This is a genomic window from Pseudomonas sp. PKS (genome assembly GCF_051913525.1).
GTDB lineage: Bacteria > Pseudomonadota > Gammaproteobacteria > Pseudomonadales > Pseudomonadaceae > Aquipseudomonas > Aquipseudomonas guariconensis_D.
On the sequence record NZ_JBEGDO010000013.1, the window covers coordinates 62,491 to 78,783 of the forward strand.

15 protein-coding genes and 1 other RNA gene are annotated in these 16,293 nt (G+C 63.0%); 8 read left to right on the plus strand and 8 right to left on the minus strand.

The window, feature by feature from the left end:
* Positions 1-89: 89 nt before the first annotated feature.
* Positions 90-1,004: a histone deacetylase family protein gene (locus tag ABOA88_RS14835; protein WP_367851767.1), complete on the minus strand. Its 915-nt coding sequence runs from the start codon at positions 1,002-1,004 to the stop codon at positions 90-92.
* Between the two features lie 147 nt (positions 1,005-1,151).
* The gene (locus ABOA88_RS14840; RefSeq protein WP_196170154.1) at positions 1,152-1,841 is read right to left on the minus strand and encodes a histidine phosphatase family protein; all 690 of its coding nucleotides are present in this window, start codon (positions 1,839-1,841) and stop codon (positions 1,152-1,154) included.
* A gap of 168 nt (positions 1,842-2,009) precedes the next feature.
* Between ABOA88_RS14840 and ABOA88_RS14845 the strand changes: the two genes are divergently transcribed.
* The 7 genes from ABOA88_RS14845 to ABOA88_RS14875 all read left to right on the plus strand — a co-directional run bounded on the left by ABOA88_RS14845 (position 2,010) and on the right by ABOA88_RS14875 (position 7,864).
* Entirely contained in the window at positions 2,010-2,579 is a 570-nt protein-coding gene (locus ABOA88_RS14845; protein ID WP_070576566.1) for a GNAT family N-acetyltransferase, read from the plus strand.
* Between the two features lie 95 nt (positions 2,580-2,674).
* Entirely contained in the window at positions 2,675-3,544 is an 870-nt protein-coding gene (gene tesB, locus ABOA88_RS14850) for an acyl-CoA thioesterase II (RefSeq protein WP_367851766.1), read from the plus strand.
* Positions 3,541-4,131, plus strand: a complete 591-nt coding sequence (locus ABOA88_RS14855; protein ID WP_196170152.1) for an HAD family hydrolase — start codon at positions 3,541-3,543, stop codon at positions 4,129-4,131. The genes tesB and ABOA88_RS14855 overlap by 4 nt, the downstream gene beginning before the upstream one ends.
* A 61-nt stretch (positions 4,132-4,192) precedes the next feature.
* Positions 4,193-5,203, plus strand: a complete 1,011-nt coding sequence (locus ABOA88_RS14860; RefSeq protein ID WP_196170151.1) for a zinc-dependent alcohol dehydrogenase family protein — start codon at positions 4,193-4,195, stop codon at positions 5,201-5,203.
* Between the two features lie 395 nt (positions 5,204-5,598).
* Complete coding sequence (gene gabP / locus ABOA88_RS14865) at positions 5,599-6,993, plus strand: GABA permease (RefSeq protein ID WP_070576557.1); 1,395 nt, start codon at positions 5,599-5,601, stop codon at positions 6,991-6,993.
* 142 nt (positions 6,994-7,135) lie between these two features.
* Positions 7,136-7,354 (plus strand): hypothetical protein, encoded by a 219-nt coding sequence (locus ABOA88_RS14870; protein WP_070092222.1) that lies wholly within the window; start codon positions 7,136-7,138, stop codon positions 7,352-7,354.
* 57 nt (positions 7,355-7,411) lie between these two features.
* Positions 7,412-7,864, plus strand: a complete 453-nt coding sequence (locus tag ABOA88_RS14875; RefSeq protein ID WP_230387851.1) for a hypothetical protein — start codon at positions 7,412-7,414, stop codon at positions 7,862-7,864.
* A gap of 62 nt (positions 7,865-7,926) precedes the next feature.
* Here ABOA88_RS14875 and ssrA read toward each other — a convergent pair.
* The 5 genes from ssrA to ABOA88_RS14900 all read right to left on the minus strand — a co-directional run bounded on the left by ssrA (position 7,927) and on the right by ABOA88_RS14900 (position 14,649).
* Positions 7,927-8,318, minus strand: a transfer-messenger RNA (tmRNA) gene (ssrA, locus tag ABOA88_RS14880).
* A gap of 89 nt (positions 8,319-8,407) precedes the next feature.
* On the minus strand, positions 8,408-8,701 hold the full coding sequence (locus ABOA88_RS14885; protein ID WP_196170141.1) for a hypothetical protein: 294 nt from the start codon (positions 8,699-8,701) through the stop codon (positions 8,408-8,410).
* A 185-nt stretch (positions 8,702-8,886) separates the two neighbouring features.
* On the minus strand, positions 8,887-11,697 hold the full coding sequence (locus tag ABOA88_RS14890) for an FAD-binding and (Fe-S)-binding domain-containing protein (protein ID WP_367851765.1): 2,811 nt from the start codon (positions 11,695-11,697) through the stop codon (positions 8,887-8,889).
* A 72-nt stretch (positions 11,698-11,769) separates the two neighbouring features.
* On the minus strand, positions 11,770-12,915 hold the full coding sequence (lldD, locus tag ABOA88_RS14895; RefSeq protein WP_043210138.1) for an FMN-dependent L-lactate dehydrogenase LldD: 1,146 nt from the start codon (positions 12,913-12,915) through the stop codon (positions 11,770-11,772).
* Between the two features lie 63 nt (positions 12,916-12,978).
* Positions 12,979-14,649, minus strand: coding sequence for a lactate permease LctP family transporter (locus ABOA88_RS14900; RefSeq protein WP_196170139.1), 1,671 nt, complete (start codon positions 14,647-14,649; stop codon positions 12,979-12,981).
* Between the two features lie 254 nt (positions 14,650-14,903).
* On the opposite strand from ABOA88_RS14900, the gene ABOA88_RS14905 reads away from it, so the two are divergent.
* Positions 14,904-15,671, plus strand: a complete 768-nt coding sequence (locus tag ABOA88_RS14905; protein ID WP_196170138.1) for an FCD domain-containing protein — start codon at positions 14,904-14,906, stop codon at positions 15,669-15,671.
* 130 nt (positions 15,672-15,801) lie between these two features.
* Here ABOA88_RS14905 and smpB read toward each other — a convergent pair whose 3' ends face one another.
* Positions 15,802-16,284: an SsrA-binding protein SmpB gene (gene smpB / locus ABOA88_RS14910; RefSeq protein ID WP_070092229.1), complete on the minus strand. Its 483-nt coding sequence runs from the start codon at positions 16,282-16,284 to the stop codon at positions 15,802-15,804.
* Positions 16,285-16,293: the final 9 nt, after the last annotated feature.

Genomic DNA, 16,293 nt, shown 5'->3' on the forward strand with positions numbered 1-16,293 from the left:
CTGATCAGAAAATGATCAGATCCTTGTGGGGCAGGCAGTTAAAGGCCTGCAGCGGCTTCCTCGCAGGTTATCCACAGGCGGTTCCACAGTCATTGTGCACAACCCAGCACCCGCGCCGCGCTGTGATGAAGAATGCCATGGCGCCTGGCCAGGGCTTCGCGGTCTTTGCTGTAGCCACCGCCGATGACGCCGACCACGGGGATGTCCCGACCCAGGCAATGACGCATCACGCGTTCATCCCGGGCGGCCAGCCCTTCGTCGGTCAGTTGCAGGTAACCCAGGGCATCGTCCTTGTGGACATCCACGCCGGCGTCATACAGCACCAGGTCGGGCTGGTACAGCGGCAGAAGGTAGTTCAGGGCGTCGTCCACGACCTTAAGGTACGCCGTGTCGCCCATCCCTCGGGGCAGGGGGATGTCCCAGTCGCTCTGGGCCTTGCGCGCCGGGAAGTTCTGCTCGCAGTGCAGCGACACGGTGATCGCCTCAGGGGTGTCGTGGAGGATGCGCGCGGTGCCATCGCCCTGGTGCACGTCGCAGTCGAAGATCAGTACCCGATGCACCCGTCCGGCTTCGAGCAGGTAGCGGCTGATCACCGCCAGGTCGTTGAAGATGCAAAACCCTGCCGGGTGGTCGTAGTGGGCATGGTGGGTGCCACCCGCCAGGTGGCAGGCGATACCGTGGCGCAGGGCCATTTCGGCGGTCAGCAGCGAGCCGCCCACTGCCCGTACCGTACGCCGGGCCAGCGCCTCGCTCCAGGGCAGGCCCAGGCGCCGTTGGTCCTCTCGCGACAGCTCGCCCTGCATGTAGCGCTCGATGTAGCTGCGGTCATGGGCCAGGGCGAGGATGTCGTTGGGGCAAATGTCCGGGCGCAGCAATTGCTCGTCCGTGACCAGGCCGCTGTCGACCAGGTGATCGCGCAGCAGGCGGAACTTGTCCATGGGGAAGCGATGCTCGGGTGGAAAGTCCGGGCTGTAGTCGTCGTGGTAGATCAGCGGCAACGGCATGGAAGGTATCGCGGTGAGGGCCAAGGACTGATGTTGCCAGCAGTCGCAGTGGGATGCCATCGCGGGCAGACGGTGCGCAGCCAGACACCGCCGGCACAGTGTCCAGGCGATGTATCCAGTCGCCGGCAATCGTAGGGTCGCCGCGCACTACTTGCCGGCGCTGGCCAGCACCCGCTGCCAGTCGGGCTCGTTCATGCGCCCAAGGATCCGTGCCTTGCCGTTGCTGTCCACCGAGACGAACAGGGCGCTGGCATAGCCGCTTTCGCGTTCTCCCCCGAGTACATGCAGTTCACGCTGGAAGTGATCGATGCAGCCGTTGTGGGTGACCAGCACCAGGTTGTGGCCAGGGCGCTTGCGGGCGAGGGCTTCGGCAGGAAACTGACTGTCGCAGTTTCCCAGCCAGCCTTCACTGGGCACGGCCTGGCCGAGAATGAAGTGTGCGGTCTGGCGGGTTCGCAGCTTGGGGCTGCTGTACTGATCGGCAGTACCCAAGCCCAGTTGCTGCAGGCCTTGACCGACGCGTGTCGCCGCCTGGCTACCGGCGACGGTGATCCCGCTCGGGTCGTCCAGGCACGGGCCGGGGGCGCTGTCGCAGCGTTCGGCGTGGCGAATCATCACGATCACCGCTCCCTGTGCCCAATCTTGCAGCAACCCGCTGTCGCTCAGCTGTTGCTCGTTGCCAAGGTCCACGATGTGCGTCCTCGTCGAAAGCCAGGTGGTCAGCCCGGCCAGCACCAGCAGCAGGCCTGCTGCTGCGCCAATCGCCTTGCGCGAGTAGCGGCGTCGTTTGGGGGGCGTATGTACGGCGGGGTTTTGCAAGGTGTTGCTCGGGTGCATGCTTGACTCCAATGACAGGACGCAGCCGTGGGCCGCGGCGTTTGGCGGCATTGTGCAAAGCGGGCTGTTGGAGGCCGGTGAAGTGCGTGTGAAAATTGCATTCACAGTGCCAAAGGCGCGCCGGCGCCTACGCTGTACAGTGCATGACCGCGAATTCGGAGCCCCCTGATGACCCCTATCCTCGAACTGGAAAGCGCACGGCTTGTGTTGCGCCAATGGCAGGACGACGATTTGCGCGAGTTCGCCGCGCTGTGCGCCGACCCGCAGGTGATGCGCTATTTTCCGGCACCGATGACGCGCCTTGAGTCCGCGGCGCTGATCGGGCGGATTCGTGGGCATTTCAATGAATACGGTTTTGGCCTATGGGCCTTGGAGCGCAAGGACAGCGGCGCCTTCATCGGCATGACGGGGCTGCTCAATGTCAATTTCGACGCCCCTTTCGGCCCTGCCGTGGAGATCGGCTGGCGCCTGGCCCGGCGTCATTGGGGCCTGGGCTTTGCCAGCGAGGCGGCGTGGACCTGCCTGCGTTGTGCTTTCGCCCAATTGCACCTGGATGAAGTGGTGTCGTTCACTACTGAGGGCAACCTGCCGTCGCAGAAGGTCATGCAGGCCATCGGCATGGTCCAGGACCTTGCCGGCAGTTTCGAGCATCCTCGCCTGGCCGCCGGCCACCCCCTGCGCCCTCATGTGCTCTACCGCATCGATCGCGCGCGGTGGCAACAGACCTTGCGTGGCTGAATGGCGCGCCATGCAGGGCGCGAATGACAAACCCTGTATCATTTGCCCGCATGAGAGCGCCGTAGAGCCGTGATGCCTTGCTAGGAGAATTCCCCATGAGCCATGTATTGGACGACCTGGTCGACCTGCTGAGCCTCGAGTCCATCGAAGAAAACCTGTTCCGAGGTCGCAGCCAGGACCTGGGCTTCCGTCAGTTGTACGGCGGACAGGTGCTTGGCCAGTCGCTGTCGGCGGCCAGCCAGACCGTCGAAGAGGCGCGCCATGTGCATTCATTGCACGGTTACTTCCTGCGCCCGGGCGACGCCAGCATGCCGGTCGTGTATTCGGTCGATCGTGTACGCGACGGCGGCAGCTTCAGCACCCGGCGGGTGACGGCGATCCAGAAGGGGCACCCGATCTTCACGTGCAGCGCTTCGTTCCAGTACGACGAGGGTGGTTTCGAGCACCAAGCGCCGATGCCGGATGTGGTCGGGCCGGAAAACCTGCCCAGCGAAGTCGAGTTGGCGAGCGCCATGGCCGACCATCTGCCCGAGCGCATTCGCGACAAGGTGCTGTGCGCCAAGCCCATCGAGATCCGCCCTGTCACCGAACGCGATCCGTTCAACCCCAAGCCGGGCGATCCGATCAAGTACGCCTGGTTCCGTGCCGACGGCAAGCTGCCGGACATGCCGGCCTTGCACAAATACCTGTTGGCCTACGCCTCGGACTTCGGCCTGCTGACCACCTCGCTGCTGCCCCATGGCAAGTCGGTGTGGCAGAAGGACATGCAGATTGCCAGTCTCGATCACTCGCTGTGGTTCCACGGCAACCTGCGCGCCGATGAGTGGCTGCTGTACGCCACTGACAGCCCCTGGGCGGGCAACGCCCGTGGCTTCAACCGCGGCAGCATCTTCAACCGCGCCGGCCAGTTGGTGGCGTCGTCGGCCCAGGAAGGCTTGATCCGCCATCGTGAGGACTGGGCATGAGCCTGGGCAGCATTCGCCACTGGGTGTTCGACATGGACGGCACGCTCACGGTGGCGGTGCACGATTTCGCGGCGATTCGCGAGGCCCTGGGCATACCGCCTGAGCACGACATCCTCACTCACCTGGCGGCCTTGCCGGCCGAGGAGGCTGCGGCCAAGCATGCCTGGCTGCTTGAACACGAGCGTGACCTGGCGATTGCGTCCAAGCCGGCTGAAGGGGCGGTGGAGTTGGTACGCGAACTGGCCGGACGGGGTTGTCAGCTGGGCATCCTGACCCGCAATGCACGGGAGCTGGCGCACGTCACCCTCGAGGCCATCGGCCTGGCCGACTGCTTTGCTGTCGAGCACATCCTCGGTCGCGACGAAGCCGCGCCCAAGCCCAGCCCCGACGGTTTGTTCAAGATCGCCCAGGCCTGGGACGTTTCTCCGGCTTCACTGGTAATGGTTGGCGACTACCGTTTCGACCTGGATTGCGGCCGCGCCGCAGGGGCGCGCACGGTGCTGGTCAATCTGCCGGACAACCCCTGGCCGGAACTGGCGGACTGGCATGCCGCCGATTGCCGCGCCCTGAGGTCGTTGCTCGGCTGACCCTGCCCAGACCGGTCTAATCTGCTGTGTTGGTTTTTCGATCCCTCAAGGAGACTTCGTGATGAGCAACAAGGCCATCTATGTGCAACCCGGTGGCGGTTACGACAAGGTCCAGGTAGGGACCAGCGAGGCACGCGCGCCGCAGGCCGGCGAAATCACCGTGCGCCTGCACGCCAGCTCCCTCAATTACCATGATTTCGCCGTGGTCAGTGGCATGTGGGGGCCGAGCGAGCGACGCATCCCAATGGCCGATGGCGCAGGCGAGGTGGTCGCGGTCGGGCCGGGTGTCAGCGAGCTCCAGGTGGGGGACTCTGTGGTGAGCACGTTCTTCCCCGACTGGCTCGATGGCCAGGCGAACGTGGAAGGCTTCGCCACGGTGCCCGGTGATGGTATCGATGGCTACGCCCGTGAACAGGTGACGGCCCGCGCCACTGCCTTCACCCTGGCACCCAAAGGCTACAGCCACGCCGAGGCGGCCACCCTGACCACCGCCGGCCTTACCGCCTGGCGAGCCCTGATGAGTGACGATCACCTCAAGCCGGGCGACACTGTGCTGGTGCAGGGCACCGGTGGTGTGTCGATCTTCGCTTTGCAGTTCGCCAAGCTGGCCGGTGCTACGGTGATCGCCACCTCCTCCAGCGATGCCAAGCTCGAGCGCCTCAAAGCCCTGGGTGCCGATCATTTGATCAACTACCGCAGTACCCCGGCATGGGGCGAGAAGGTACGTGAGCTCACGGATAACCGCGGTGTCGATCATGTGATCGAAGTCGGTGGGCCAGCCACCCTCGAGCAGTCGATGATCGCTGCACGTATCGGCGGACACGTCTCGTTGATCGGCATCCTCACCGGTGTTGCCGGTCAGTTGCCGTTGGTCCAGGCGCTGGTGCGCCAGATCCGCCTGCAGGGCGTGCTGGTGGGCAGTCGCGCCCAGCAACAGGCGATGATCCGGGCAATCGACGCCAATGGCCTGCGCCCTGTGGTGGACAAGCACTTCGAGCTCGAGCAGATCGTCGAGGCCTTCCGCTATCAGGAAAGCAACCGGCATTTCGGCAAGATCTGCCTGACCTATTGAGGCGGGTAAGGGGGCCGCTGTGCGGCCCTTCGCGGGTAGATCCGCTCCCACAGCTTCCGCGCCGTTTTCAAAGCCTGCAATGGGGCCGTCCTGTCACGCTGGAACGAGCGTTCCAGAGCGATTCTGTGCAAACATAGGTGGCAATCTACTGGCTATGGCATGGATGGAAACACCATGTCGTGATCGAGCAGTTGTGGGGCGTTTTCGAGCATTTTTTCGTCGTCCACCCCCGCTTAAAGTGGTCCCTGCGTTTTGTGGGTGCATCGCCCTGGATACGTGAAAACCTCAACAACACCACGTAAGCGATGCGCCGTGTCACCGTTCTTTCAAAGGAGAAGTTGTTCGCCTACCTCTGCCCGTCCTTTCCTTGTGTCAGCAAAAAGAGAACAAGATCAATGAACACCGTGGGATCTGATGGCAACCTTGCACAAGGTTTCAAGCCACGTCATGTAACGATGCTGTCCATCGCAGGCATCATCGGTGCCGGACTTTTCGTAGGCTCAGGGCATGCCATCGCGGCAGCCGGGCCGGCAACCATTCTTTCTTATTTCGTGGCCGGGACCTTGGTGGTTCTGGTCATGCGCATGCTCGGTGAAATGGCGGTCGCCCATCCTGACACCGGCTCCTTCTCCACTTACGCCGAGCAGGCCATCGGCCGCTGGGCCGGCTACACCATCGGTTGGCTGTACTGGTGGTTCTGGGTCTTGGTGATCCCGATCGAGGCCCTGGCCGCCGGGCACGTGCTCAATGCCTGGTTCCCCCAGGTGGACAGCTGGATCTTCGCCCTGCTTTCGGTCGTGCTGCTGGCCGGCACCAACCTGTTCAGCGTGGCCAAGTACGGTGAGTTCGAGTTCTGGTTCGCGATCCTCAAGGTCACGGCGATTCTCGGTTTCATCGGCCTGGGCTTCGCCGCTCTGCTGGGCTGGCTGCCCAATCGCGAAGTCAGCGGCTTGAGCACGCTGATGGCTGAGCACGGTGGCTTCACGCCCAAGGGCTGGTCCGCCGTGGTTGGCGCCTTCATCACCGTGATGTTCAGCTTCATCGGCACCGAGGCGGTGACGATTGCCGCTGCCGAATCCAGCGACCCGTCGCGCAACATCGCCAAGGCCACCCGCTCGGTGATCTGGCGGATCAGTACCTTCTACATCCTGTCGATCTTCGTGATCATCTCCGTCGTGCCGTGGAACGATCCGCAACTGGCAGTGGTGGGGTCCTATCAGCGTGCCCTGGAAATCATGAACATCCCCAATGCGGCCTTCATGGTCGATCTGGTGGTGTTGGTGGCTGTGACCAGCTGCATGAACTCCTCGATCTACATCGCCTCGCGGATGATGTACTCCCTGGCCAAGCGCGGTGACGCCCCGGCGATCCTGAACAAGACCAACAGTGTCGGCGTACCTCGTGCCGCAGTGTTCGGCAGTACCTTGATCGGCGCGGCCATTGCCATCCTCAACTACTTCGCGCCCAAGGGCGTGTTCGAGTTCCTGCTCGCCAGCTCTGGTGCCATCGCATTGCTGGTGTACATGGTCATCGCCATTTCCCAGCTGCGCATGCGCCGCCGTCTGGAACGCGAGAGCACGGAGCTCAAGTTCCGCATGTGGCTGTTCCCCTACCTGACCTGGGCAGTGATCATCTTCATCGCCTGTGCGCTGGGCGTGATGATGTTCACCGAGGAGCACCGTGCGGAGGTGACGGCAACCTTGAGCCTGGCATTGGTGATTTCCTTCCTGGGGATCGTCACGACCCGTGGGCAGGCGCGCAGGGAAATGGGCGTGCGCTCGATGGGTTGATCCAAGAGCCCGAGCGGGAGCTTCGATGGCATCGCCGCCGCTGCTCCCGACTCGGTAGCCTTATGGATGACATTGAATTGCTATCACTGTGGTGATAATTTTTGAAACAGTTCAATGGCGCCCTCATCTATAAGGAAGCTTCATGTCGCTCAAGGGAAAACTCATCGCCGGCTATTTCGCCATCGGTTTGATCTACACCCTCTACTCCTGGCTGTTCGGCCAATACTCCCACTTCAGTTTCGCCTACAACCTCGGCCGCGGGGTGATCTGGCCTGCGGCGATGTTCCCGGCCGTTGGCGCGGTGCTGGGCGTCATCGTCCTGCTCGTGGTTATCGTCGGCCTTCACCTCAACCGCCGCTAGGCGCTGTTTTCTCACCCAGACAAGGGCATCGGACTCATGGATTTAAGGACACTGGTCATGGCTGCCGCCTGTGCGGCCATGCTGACGGGCTGCGGCTCGAGCAAGGACAAGGCTGAGGAGCTCATCAAGACCACCGGGCTGACTGAGCAATATGGCGTGATCGTGGACATTGCATCGTCCGGCTACGCTACCCAGTACCCGATGCTTGGGCGTGATCAGATTCGCAATGTGGTACGCCAGAATCTGCCGCAGGACGCATTGAAAGAGGCGATGGTCGAGGTCTATGCCGATCATTTCGATGACGATGAGCTGGACCTGATGATCCGCGCCAACCAGCACCCGGAGCAAGCGATGGCGATTATCCTGGGTTCCAAGGATGGTCGTGAGCTGGCGCTGAAAGTGGTCGAGGTGCAGAAGGCCATGATGCAAGACATGCAGGATGCGATGTCCGACAACGACGAAGCGATCGTGGATGCGCTGGATGATCTGAAGAATCAGGCCGAAGGCTGACCGGTAGCCGTCGTGCAGGCATAAAAAAAGGCACCTGGATGACCAGGTGCCTTTTGTGTGTCTGGTGGAGCCGGGGGGATTTGAACCCCCGTCCGCCAGTCCTCCGCTGTCGGTACTACATGCTTAGCCGTGTCTATTGAGTTAATCCGCAGCCGCCCGACGGGCAGGGTGCTTTGGACGAGTTGTGTAAGTTTTAGCCGCTTCGTCCACAACGTACTACGCGGCGATCCTGTTCTGTATGACAATCACTTCGGGTTTACAGGCATCCCCTGGTGATTGCTGGAGCCGAAGCTACCAGGAGAGCGGGCTCAGCTGCTTACGCAGCGAGAGCGTAGCCCTCGTAGTTTTCGTCATTGGCAACTATAGAAAGTTGCAACAGTGGATTTACGAGTTCTGTTACCAACTCGGCATGCACCTAGAGTTTCGATACCGGCGTCGAATCCTAATCGGCCCCACACTCAGCTCTAGCTGACGTGCCTTTCGACACGTGAGTGGAGTATACGCGTTTGCACGCTCGGCGTCGACAGCTGCGCCGATGGCGCGTCAGGAGCCGCTACCGCTGCTGGAGCCACTGCCTTTCTCGGTTTTTTCCATGCGTTCGAGTACCTGGCTGGTGATGGCGATGCATTCCTTGGTGTTGCCGGAGGCCTGGGCGGCCTTGGCCTTGTCGACGCGCTCGGTGATGGCTTTGTCCAAGCCTTCGGAGGTCGTGCCGAGGGTGGCCATGTTGTCATCGATTTTTTGCAGGTTGATGGCGCAGAGGTCTTCGTCGGCGAACACCGGCGAGGCCAGCAGGGTTGCGGCCGCGAACAGGGCGGAAAGCGCAGTACCTTTCATGGGGTGTCTCCTCGTGATGGCCTCTGGAAGGTGGGCCTGTAACGGTGGACTGCGCAGGCTTTGCCAGGGTTCCATTTGGTGGCGCTACTGTCTTGATGTGTGGTGTCTTCTTCGCGGGTAAACCCGCTACCGCAGGGGGAGGCGGGTTCATTCGAGAAAGAGGCCACTAGGCGCCCCCAGCGACATTAAAGGCTGCGTGGCCGGGTGACGCGATCCACAAGGTAGACCAGCCCGTGATAGTCGATACCGCTATGGCTCGACAGGCCGATTTCGCAGGTACGGCTGGTGGAGATCCCTTCGCTGCAATACTGCACGGCACCCTTCAGGCTGCGCAGCGAGTGGGCGTTGAGTTCCGGTGTGGTGAAGCCTTTGTCACCGGCGAAGCCGCAGCAATGGATATCCTCCGGGATCACCACCTGCTTGCTGCACCGTCGCGCCAAGTCGATCAGCGCCTGGCTCTCACCCAGGTGTTGGGTGCTGCAGGTGACATGCACGGCGACTGGCTCGTCCTGCGGAGTGAACTCCAGGCGCTCGACCAGGTGGGTGCGAATGAAACGTACCGGGTCATACAGGTCCAGGCGGGTATCGGCCAAATCCTGGACCAAGCGCAGGGTGCAGGGGCTGGTGTCGCAGTAGATCGGGTCGAGGCCTCCGCGACTGGCGTGCAATAGCGCGTTGAGCAGCTCCTGGCGCTTGTGCTCGGCCTGTTCGGCATAGCCTTTTGAGGCGAAGGGCTGGCCGCAGCACAGGCTGTCGGCGTTCTCGGGGAACACCACCTGGTAGCCGGCTTTTTCCAGCAGAGCGCGGGTTTTATCCAGCAGCGAGCTTTGCTCTCGATCCCCGGCTGACGGCCCCATCACCCGCGAGACGCAGGCGGCGAGATAGACCACCCGTGGGCGAGCGTCATGGCTTGCTGGCACGATATTGACGGCCCGAACCGCTTGGGGCATGGCTGGGGTCCACTGGGGCAGGCGGCCATTGCTGGCTTTGCGTAGGGAGGCGCTCAAGCGGCTCAGGCGCGGGGCACCGAGCAGCTTGCGTGCACCGTTGGCGGCGGTCAGGGTGAGGCGAGCGCCGCGCAGGGCGGTCGTGAAATGCTCGGCGAGCCAGTCGGCGGCCTGGCCGTGTGCGGCAGCCTGGCCACGCAGTTTCTTCACCAGTTCACCGGTATTGATGCCCACCGGGCAGCGCTGGGCGCACAGGCCGGTGGCGGCGCAGGTGTCGATGCCCTGGTACTGGTAGGTTTTCAGCAGCTCCCGAGTATCGAGGCCAGCACGGGTCCTAGCCTGGATATCACGCCACATGACGATGCGCTGGCGCGGGCTCAGGGTCAGTCCCTTGGACGGGCACACCGGTTCGCAGAATCCGCACTCGATGCACTTGTCGACGATCTCGTCGGCCGCAGGCAGAGGTTTGAGGTGCTTGAGATGGATATCGGGATCTTCGCTGAGCACTACGTCGGGATTGAGAATGCCGTTGGGGTCGAGCAGGCGTTTGAGCTGCCACATCAACTGATAGGCGTCCTGGCCCCATTCGAGCTCCACGAAGGGTGCCATGTTGCGTCCGGTGCCGTGTTCGGCCTTGAGCGAACCGCCGAACTCCACGGCCACCAGTTGGGCTACCTCATCCATGAAGGCCTGGTAGCGCGCTACTTCCTCGGGGCTGTTGAAGCCCTGGGTGAAGACGAAGTGCAGGTTGCCCTCCAGGGCATGGCCGAAAATGATCGCCTCGTCGTAGCGGTGCTTGTCGAACAGCTGGATCAGGCGATTGACGCCCTCGGCCAGTTGCTCGATCGGGAACGTCACGTCCTCGATGATGACCGTGGTGCCGGTCTGGCGCACCGCGCCGACGGCGGGGAAGGTGTCCTTGCGGATTTTCCACAGCTGGTTGTACACCGCCGGGTCTTCGCTGAAATCCACGCGTTGTTCCAGGGGGAACTCGGCAATAGCCGCCATGATCTGGCTGAGCTGCTCGTGCAGCAGGCTCTGGCTGGCGGCGCGGGACTCGATCAGCAAGGCGCAGGCATTGGTCGACAGCCCCTTCACCCAAGCAGGCATGCCGGGCATGTCCTGCACCGAACGCAGGCTGCGCCGATCGAGCAATTCCACAGCGGACACCGGCTGCGGTTTCAACAGGGTCACCGCACGGCAGCAGCTTTCCACCGTTGGGAAGACCAGCAGCGCGCTGGCCTTGTGTGGGTGATCGGGCACGGTGTCGTAGGTGACCGCGCTGATGAAGCCCAGGGTGCCTTCGGAGCCGACCAGTAGGTGCTGGAGGATATCCAGCGGTTGGTCGTAGTCCACCAGAGCGTTGAGTGACAGCCCAGTAGTGTTTTTCAGCCGGTACTTGTGCCGGATGCGCTCGGCCAGCGCCGTATTGGCCCGGGTCTCGCGGCCCAGTCGGGCGAGTTCGTCCAGCAAGGGCGCGTGGCTTTGGCTGAAGGCAGCGACACTGGCCGGATCTTCGCTGTCCAAACGAGTGCCGTCGGCCAGCACCATGCGCATACCGGCCAGGGTGTGGTAGGTGTTCTGAGCGGTGCCGCAGCACATGCCGCTGGCGTTGTTGGCGACGATGCCGCCGATCTTGCAGGCGTTGATCGACGCCGGATCCGGGCCGATCTTGCGCCCATAGGGCGCGAGCCAGGCGTTGGCCTGGGCGCCGATGACGCCGGGTTGTAGCCGGATCTGCTCGCCCTGGCCACGGATCTGACGACCGTTCCAGTTATCGCCTAGAACGATCAGCACCGAATCGCTGATGGCCTGGCCGGACAGGCTGGTGCCTGCAGCCCGGAAGGTGACCGGCACGCGATCGCGCTGGGCCAGGTGCAGCAGGCCCACCACCTCGTCCTCGGATTCGACGCGCACCACCAGCTTTGGGATGAGCCGGTAGAAGCTGGCGTCGGTGCCGAACGCCAGGGTCGAGGTCGGGTCATCGAAGCGGCGCTCGGCGGGAATCAGGCGCTGGGCATCTCGCAGGAACGCGGCGGGCAAGCTCATGCAATCTCCTCTCGAGGCCACAGCGTCTGTCGCGCTGCGTGCCCCGGTCAATCAGGCAATTTCGTGCAGGCGTCAGGCGCCCAGTTCGCGGACCAGCGAATCGCGGGTGATTTCGCTGATGGATTTGGCACCGGTCAGCACCATGGCCACGCGCATTTCTTTCTCGAACAGATCGAGCAAATTCTTCACCCCGGCCTCGCCATGGGTGGCCAGGGCGTAGAGGAAGGCGCGACCGATCAGCACAGTGTCAGCGCCCAGGGCGATCATGCGCACCACGTCCAGGCCATTGCGGATACCGGAGTCGGCGAGGATCTTGATGTCGCCTTTGACCGCGTCGGCAATCGCCGGCAGGGCGCGGGCGCTGGACAGTACGCCGTCGAGCTGGCGACCGCCGTGGTTGGAGACGACGATGCCGTCGGCACCGAACTTCACTGCGTCCTTGGCATCCTCGGGGTCAAGGATGCCCTTGATGATCATCGGGCCATCCCAGAACTCGCGGATCCACTCCAGATCCTTCCAGGAGATGGACGGGTCGAAGTTGGCACCCAGCCAGCCGATGTAGTCGGCCAGACCCGTGGGGTTGCCACGGTATTTCGAGATGTTGCCCAGGTCGTGTGGGCGGCCGAGCAGGCCGACATCCAGCGCCCACTGCGGGTGGGTCATGGCTTGCCAGATGCGACGCAGCGGGGCGTTCGGGCCGCTCATGCCGGAGTGGGCATCACGGTAGCGGGCGCCGGGCACCGGCATGTCGACGGTGAACACCAGTGTCTTGACCCCGGCAGCCTTGGCCCGCTCCAGAGCGTTGCGCATGAAGCCGCGATCCTTGAGGACATAAAGCTGGAACCACATGGGCCGGTCGATCGCCGGGGCGACTTCTTCGATGGGGCACACCGAGACCGTCGACATGGTAAAGGGAATGCCCTTGGCCGCCGCCGCCCGTGCGGCCTGGACCTCGCCACGGCGCGCGTACATACCGGTCAAACCGACCGGTGCCAGGGCCACGGGCATGCTCAGGGTTTCGTCGAACAGCCGGGTTTCCAGGCTCAACTCGGACATGTTCTTCAATACGCGCTGGCGCAGGGCGATGCTGGCCAGGTCCTCGACGTTGTGGCGCAAGGTGTATTCGGCGTAGGCACCGCCGTCGGCGTAGTGGAAGAGGAATGGAGGCAGCTTGCGTTGGGCCGCGGCGCGATAGTCGGTGGAGGCGGAAATGATCATGGATTCTCGCAGCGTGGGTGGGGATCGTTGCCGGGCGCGCCAAGGCGCCCGGCACCTTTCACTTTAGTGATGAACCAGCATGCCGGTGAGCCAGTAGGCCTGGACCAGGGTGATCAGGCCGACGATGGTGGCGAAGAACAGGCTGTGCTTGACGGTAAAGCGGAACAGGTCGGACTCCTTGCCCACCAATCCGGTGGCGGCGCAGGCCACGGCGATGGACTGCGGCGAGATCATCTTGCCGGTCACGCCGCCGCTGGTGTTGGCGGCCACCAGCAGGGTGTCGTTGACCCCGATCTGGTGCGCGGTGGTGGCTTGCAGCGAGCTGAACAGGGCGTTGGACGACGTGTCGGAGCCTGTCAGGAACACACCCAGCCAGCCCAGGAACGGCGAGAAGAACGGGAATGCGGCACCCGTACCGGCCAGCACCAGAGCCATGGTCGAGGACATGCCCGAGTAGTTGGTGACGAAGGCGAAGGCCAGGACCATGCCAATCGACAGGATCGGCCAGCGCAGCTCCCAGAACGTCTCCTTCAAAGTGGTCAGACCAGTTTTTACGTTGATCTTGAGAACCCACATCGAGATCAGTGCCGAGAGGAAGATCGCTGTGCCGGTGGCGGAGATCGGGTCGAGCTTGAAGATCGCCGGCATGGCGGTCGGCGCGGTGACGATCGGGGCGGTCTTGATCACCAGCTGGTCCAGGTGCGGGATGGCGAAGTTGAACACGAAGTTGTACATCGCGCCGCCGGGAGCGAAGGCTGCCTTGAACGGTTTTAGGGTCCAGATGGTGACCAGCACGGTCAGGATCAGGAACGGCGACCAGGCCTTGAAGATCTCGCCGAAGCTGTACGGCGAAGGATGGCTGCCGCCACTGCTGACCACGGCTGCGCCGACACTGCCTTTGGCTTCGGCGAAGGCGCGCTTGGGCTGCCAGACTTTCAGGAACAGGGTCAGGGCGATCAGGCTGGCCAGTGCCGAGGTGATATCCGGCAGCTCTGGGCCGATGAAGTTCGAGGTGAAGTACTGGGTGACGGCGAAGCTCAGGCCGGCCACCAGGGCAGCTGGCCAGGTTTCCTTCACGCCGCGCAGGCCATCCATCATGAACACCAGCCAGAACGGCACGAACAGCGACAGCAGTGGCAGCTGGCGGCCCGTCATGGCGCCGATGTGGAAGGCGTCGATCCCCGTGACCTGGCCGGCGACGATGATCGGAATGCCCAGGGCGCCGAACGCCACCGGGGCGGTGTTGGCGATCAGGCACAGGCCGGCGGCGTATAGCGGGTTGAAGCCCAAGCCCACCAGCAGCGCGGCAGTGATGGCCACCGGGGCACCGAAGCCGGCCGCGCCTTCGAGGAAGGCGCCGAAGCAGAAGCCGATCAGCAGCACCTGCAGGCGCTGGTCATCGGTGATCGACAGCACGGAGCTTCGGATCACTTCGAACTGGCCGCTCTTGACCGTGAGTTTGTAGAGGAACACCGCGGCAACGATGATCCAGGCAATCGGCCACAGGCCGTAGAGGAAGCCGTAGCCTGCAGCGGCCAGGGCCATGTCGACAGGCATCTGGAAGGCGAAGATCGCAACCAGGATCGACAGGGCCAGCGTGATGCTGCCGGCGACGTGACCTTTGAGGCGGAACACCGCCAAGGCCAGGAAGAAGAACACGATGGGGATGACCGCCGCCAGCGCGGACAGGCCAAGACTACCAAGCGGGCTATAGAGTTGTTGCCAGGTTTGCATATGGGGTGGCCCCTAATTGTTGTTGGTCAGGCACTGGCATTGGATAATTGGTAATACCAATTTACAATGGCTGGTCGCTAGGTTAAAAGCGCTATCGAGGCTGTGTCAATTTGTCCTGGGCAAAACTTTGGTCGGATGCCGATGAATGGCCGGCTGATGGGCAGGGGAAATCGTCAACTGATGGGTGTCGATACGCTGTGGATCGGCGAGAATGGACGCCCCCCTGAGTGCGCGGGGATTGTGGAGAGCATGTGATGGTTTTTGATCAGGTCCGCCAACGGCGCCTGTCCGACGACATCGTCGATCGGTTGGAAGGGATGATTCTCGAAGGTACGCTGACTTCAGGGCAGCGCCTACCGGCCGAGCGTGTGTTGGCGGAGCAGTTTGGCGTATCCCGGCCTTCGTTGCGCGAGGCGATCCAGAAGCTGGTGGCCAAAGGATTGCTGGTCAGTCGCCAGGGCGGCGGCAATTATGTGGCCGAGGCATTGGGGTCGACGTTCAGCGACCCGTTGCTGCAGTTGCTTGAGCGCAACCCTGAGGCTCAGCGCGACCTGTTGGAGTTTCGCCATACGCTGGAGGCTTCCTGTGCCTACTATGCGGCCCAGCGGGCTACGGAGCCTGACCGTGCGCGGCTCAAGGCTGCCTTCGACGAGCTGCAGGACTGCTATGCCCGTGTCGACGAGGTCAGTCGGGCGGAGGAGGGGGCGGCCGATGCGCGTTTTCACCTGGCGATCGCCGAGGCCAGTCACAATGCAGTGCTGCTCCATACCATCCGCGGCTTGTTCGACCTGCTCAAGCGCAACGTGGTGACCAATATCGGCGGTATGTACCAACAGCGCAGCGAGACCCGCGACATGCTGATCAGTCAGCATCGCGAGTTGTATCGGGCGATCATCGAGGGCAGGGCAGATGATGCGCGGGAGGTATCGAGTCGGCACATTCTGTACGTGCAGGAAGTGCTCGAAGAAGCGCAGCAGGAGGCGCAGCGCGTGGCGCGGGCAGAGCGACGCAGCGGGCGTTGAGATTGGTTGTTTTGTCTTGGGCCCTTCGCGGGTGGACCCGCTTACACAGGAATGCCGCAGTATTCAGAACTCGCGCTGTCCCTGTAGAAGCGGGTTTACCCGCGAATAGGCCTGCACAGGCAGGGAAGGTTTACTCGCCCTTGCCCTTGTTGCGCATCGTGCGCTGGATCTCGCGGTTGGAGTCGCGCTCGCGCAGGGTGTCGCGCTTGTCGTACTCCTTCTTGCCCTTGCCCAGTGCAATTTCGCACTTGATCAGGTGCTTGCTCCAGTACAGCGAGAGGGCTACGCAGGTGTAGCCCTTCTGTGCCACGGCAGCCTCCACGCGTTCGAGCTCGCGCTTGTTCAGCAGCAGCTTGCGGGTGCGGGTGGGGTCAGCGATGACGTGGGTGCTGGCTGTGGTCAGCGGGGTGATGTGGCTGCCGAACAGCCAGGCTTCGCCATCCTTGAGCAGCACGTAGCTGTCGGTCAGGTGCGCCTTGCCGGCCCGCAGGCTCTTTACTTCCCAACCGGACAGGACCAGTCCGGCCTCGAACTTGTGTTCGATGAAGTAATCGTGTCGCGCTTTTTTGTTTTGCGCGATGGTCCCGGTCGGATGTTTCTTTTGCTTAGCCATAGGGGCCGC

Coding starts and splice junctions, on each gene's coding strand:
- ABOA88_RS14835 (WP_367851767.1), bottom strand. CDS start 1,004: ATGCCGTTGCCGCTGATCTACCACGACGACTACAGCCCGGACTTTCCA.
- ABOA88_RS14840 (WP_196170154.1), bottom strand. CDS start 1,841: ATGCACCCGAGCAACACCTTGCAAAACCCCGCCGTACATACGCCCCCC.
- ABOA88_RS14845 (WP_070576566.1), top strand. CDS start 2,010: ATGACCCCTATCCTCGAACTGGAAAGCGCACGGCTTGTGTTGCGCCAA.
- tesB (WP_367851766.1), top strand. CDS start 2,675: ATGAGCCATGTATTGGACGACCTGGTCGACCTGCTGAGCCTCGAGTCC.
- ABOA88_RS14855 (WP_196170152.1), top strand. CDS start 3,541: ATGAGCCTGGGCAGCATTCGCCACTGGGTGTTCGACATGGACGGCACG.
- ABOA88_RS14860 (WP_196170151.1), top strand. CDS start 4,193: ATGAGCAACAAGGCCATCTATGTGCAACCCGGTGGCGGTTACGACAAG.
- gabP (WP_070576557.1), top strand. CDS start 5,599: ATGAACACCGTGGGATCTGATGGCAACCTTGCACAAGGTTTCAAGCCA.
- ABOA88_RS14870 (WP_070092222.1), top strand. CDS start 7,136: ATGTCGCTCAAGGGAAAACTCATCGCCGGCTATTTCGCCATCGGTTTG.
- ABOA88_RS14875 (WP_230387851.1), top strand. CDS start 7,412: ATGGCTGCCGCCTGTGCGGCCATGCTGACGGGCTGCGGCTCGAGCAAG.
- ABOA88_RS14885 (WP_196170141.1), bottom strand. CDS start 8,701: ATGAAAGGTACTGCGCTTTCCGCCCTGTTCGCGGCCGCAACCCTGCTG.
- ABOA88_RS14890 (WP_367851765.1), bottom strand. CDS start 11,697: ATGAGCTTGCCCGCCGCGTTCCTGCGAGATGCCCAGCGCCTGATTCCC.
- lldD (WP_043210138.1), bottom strand. CDS start 12,915: ATGATCATTTCCGCCTCCACCGACTATCGCGCCGCGGCCCAACGCAAG.
- ABOA88_RS14900 (WP_196170139.1), bottom strand. CDS start 14,649: ATGCAAACCTGGCAACAACTCTATAGCCCGCTTGGTAGTCTTGGCCTG.
- ABOA88_RS14905 (WP_196170138.1), top strand. CDS start 14,904: ATGGTTTTTGATCAGGTCCGCCAACGGCGCCTGTCCGACGACATCGTC.
- smpB (WP_070092229.1), bottom strand. CDS start 16,284: ATGGCTAAGCAAAAGAAACATCCGACCGGGACCATCGCGCAAAACAAA.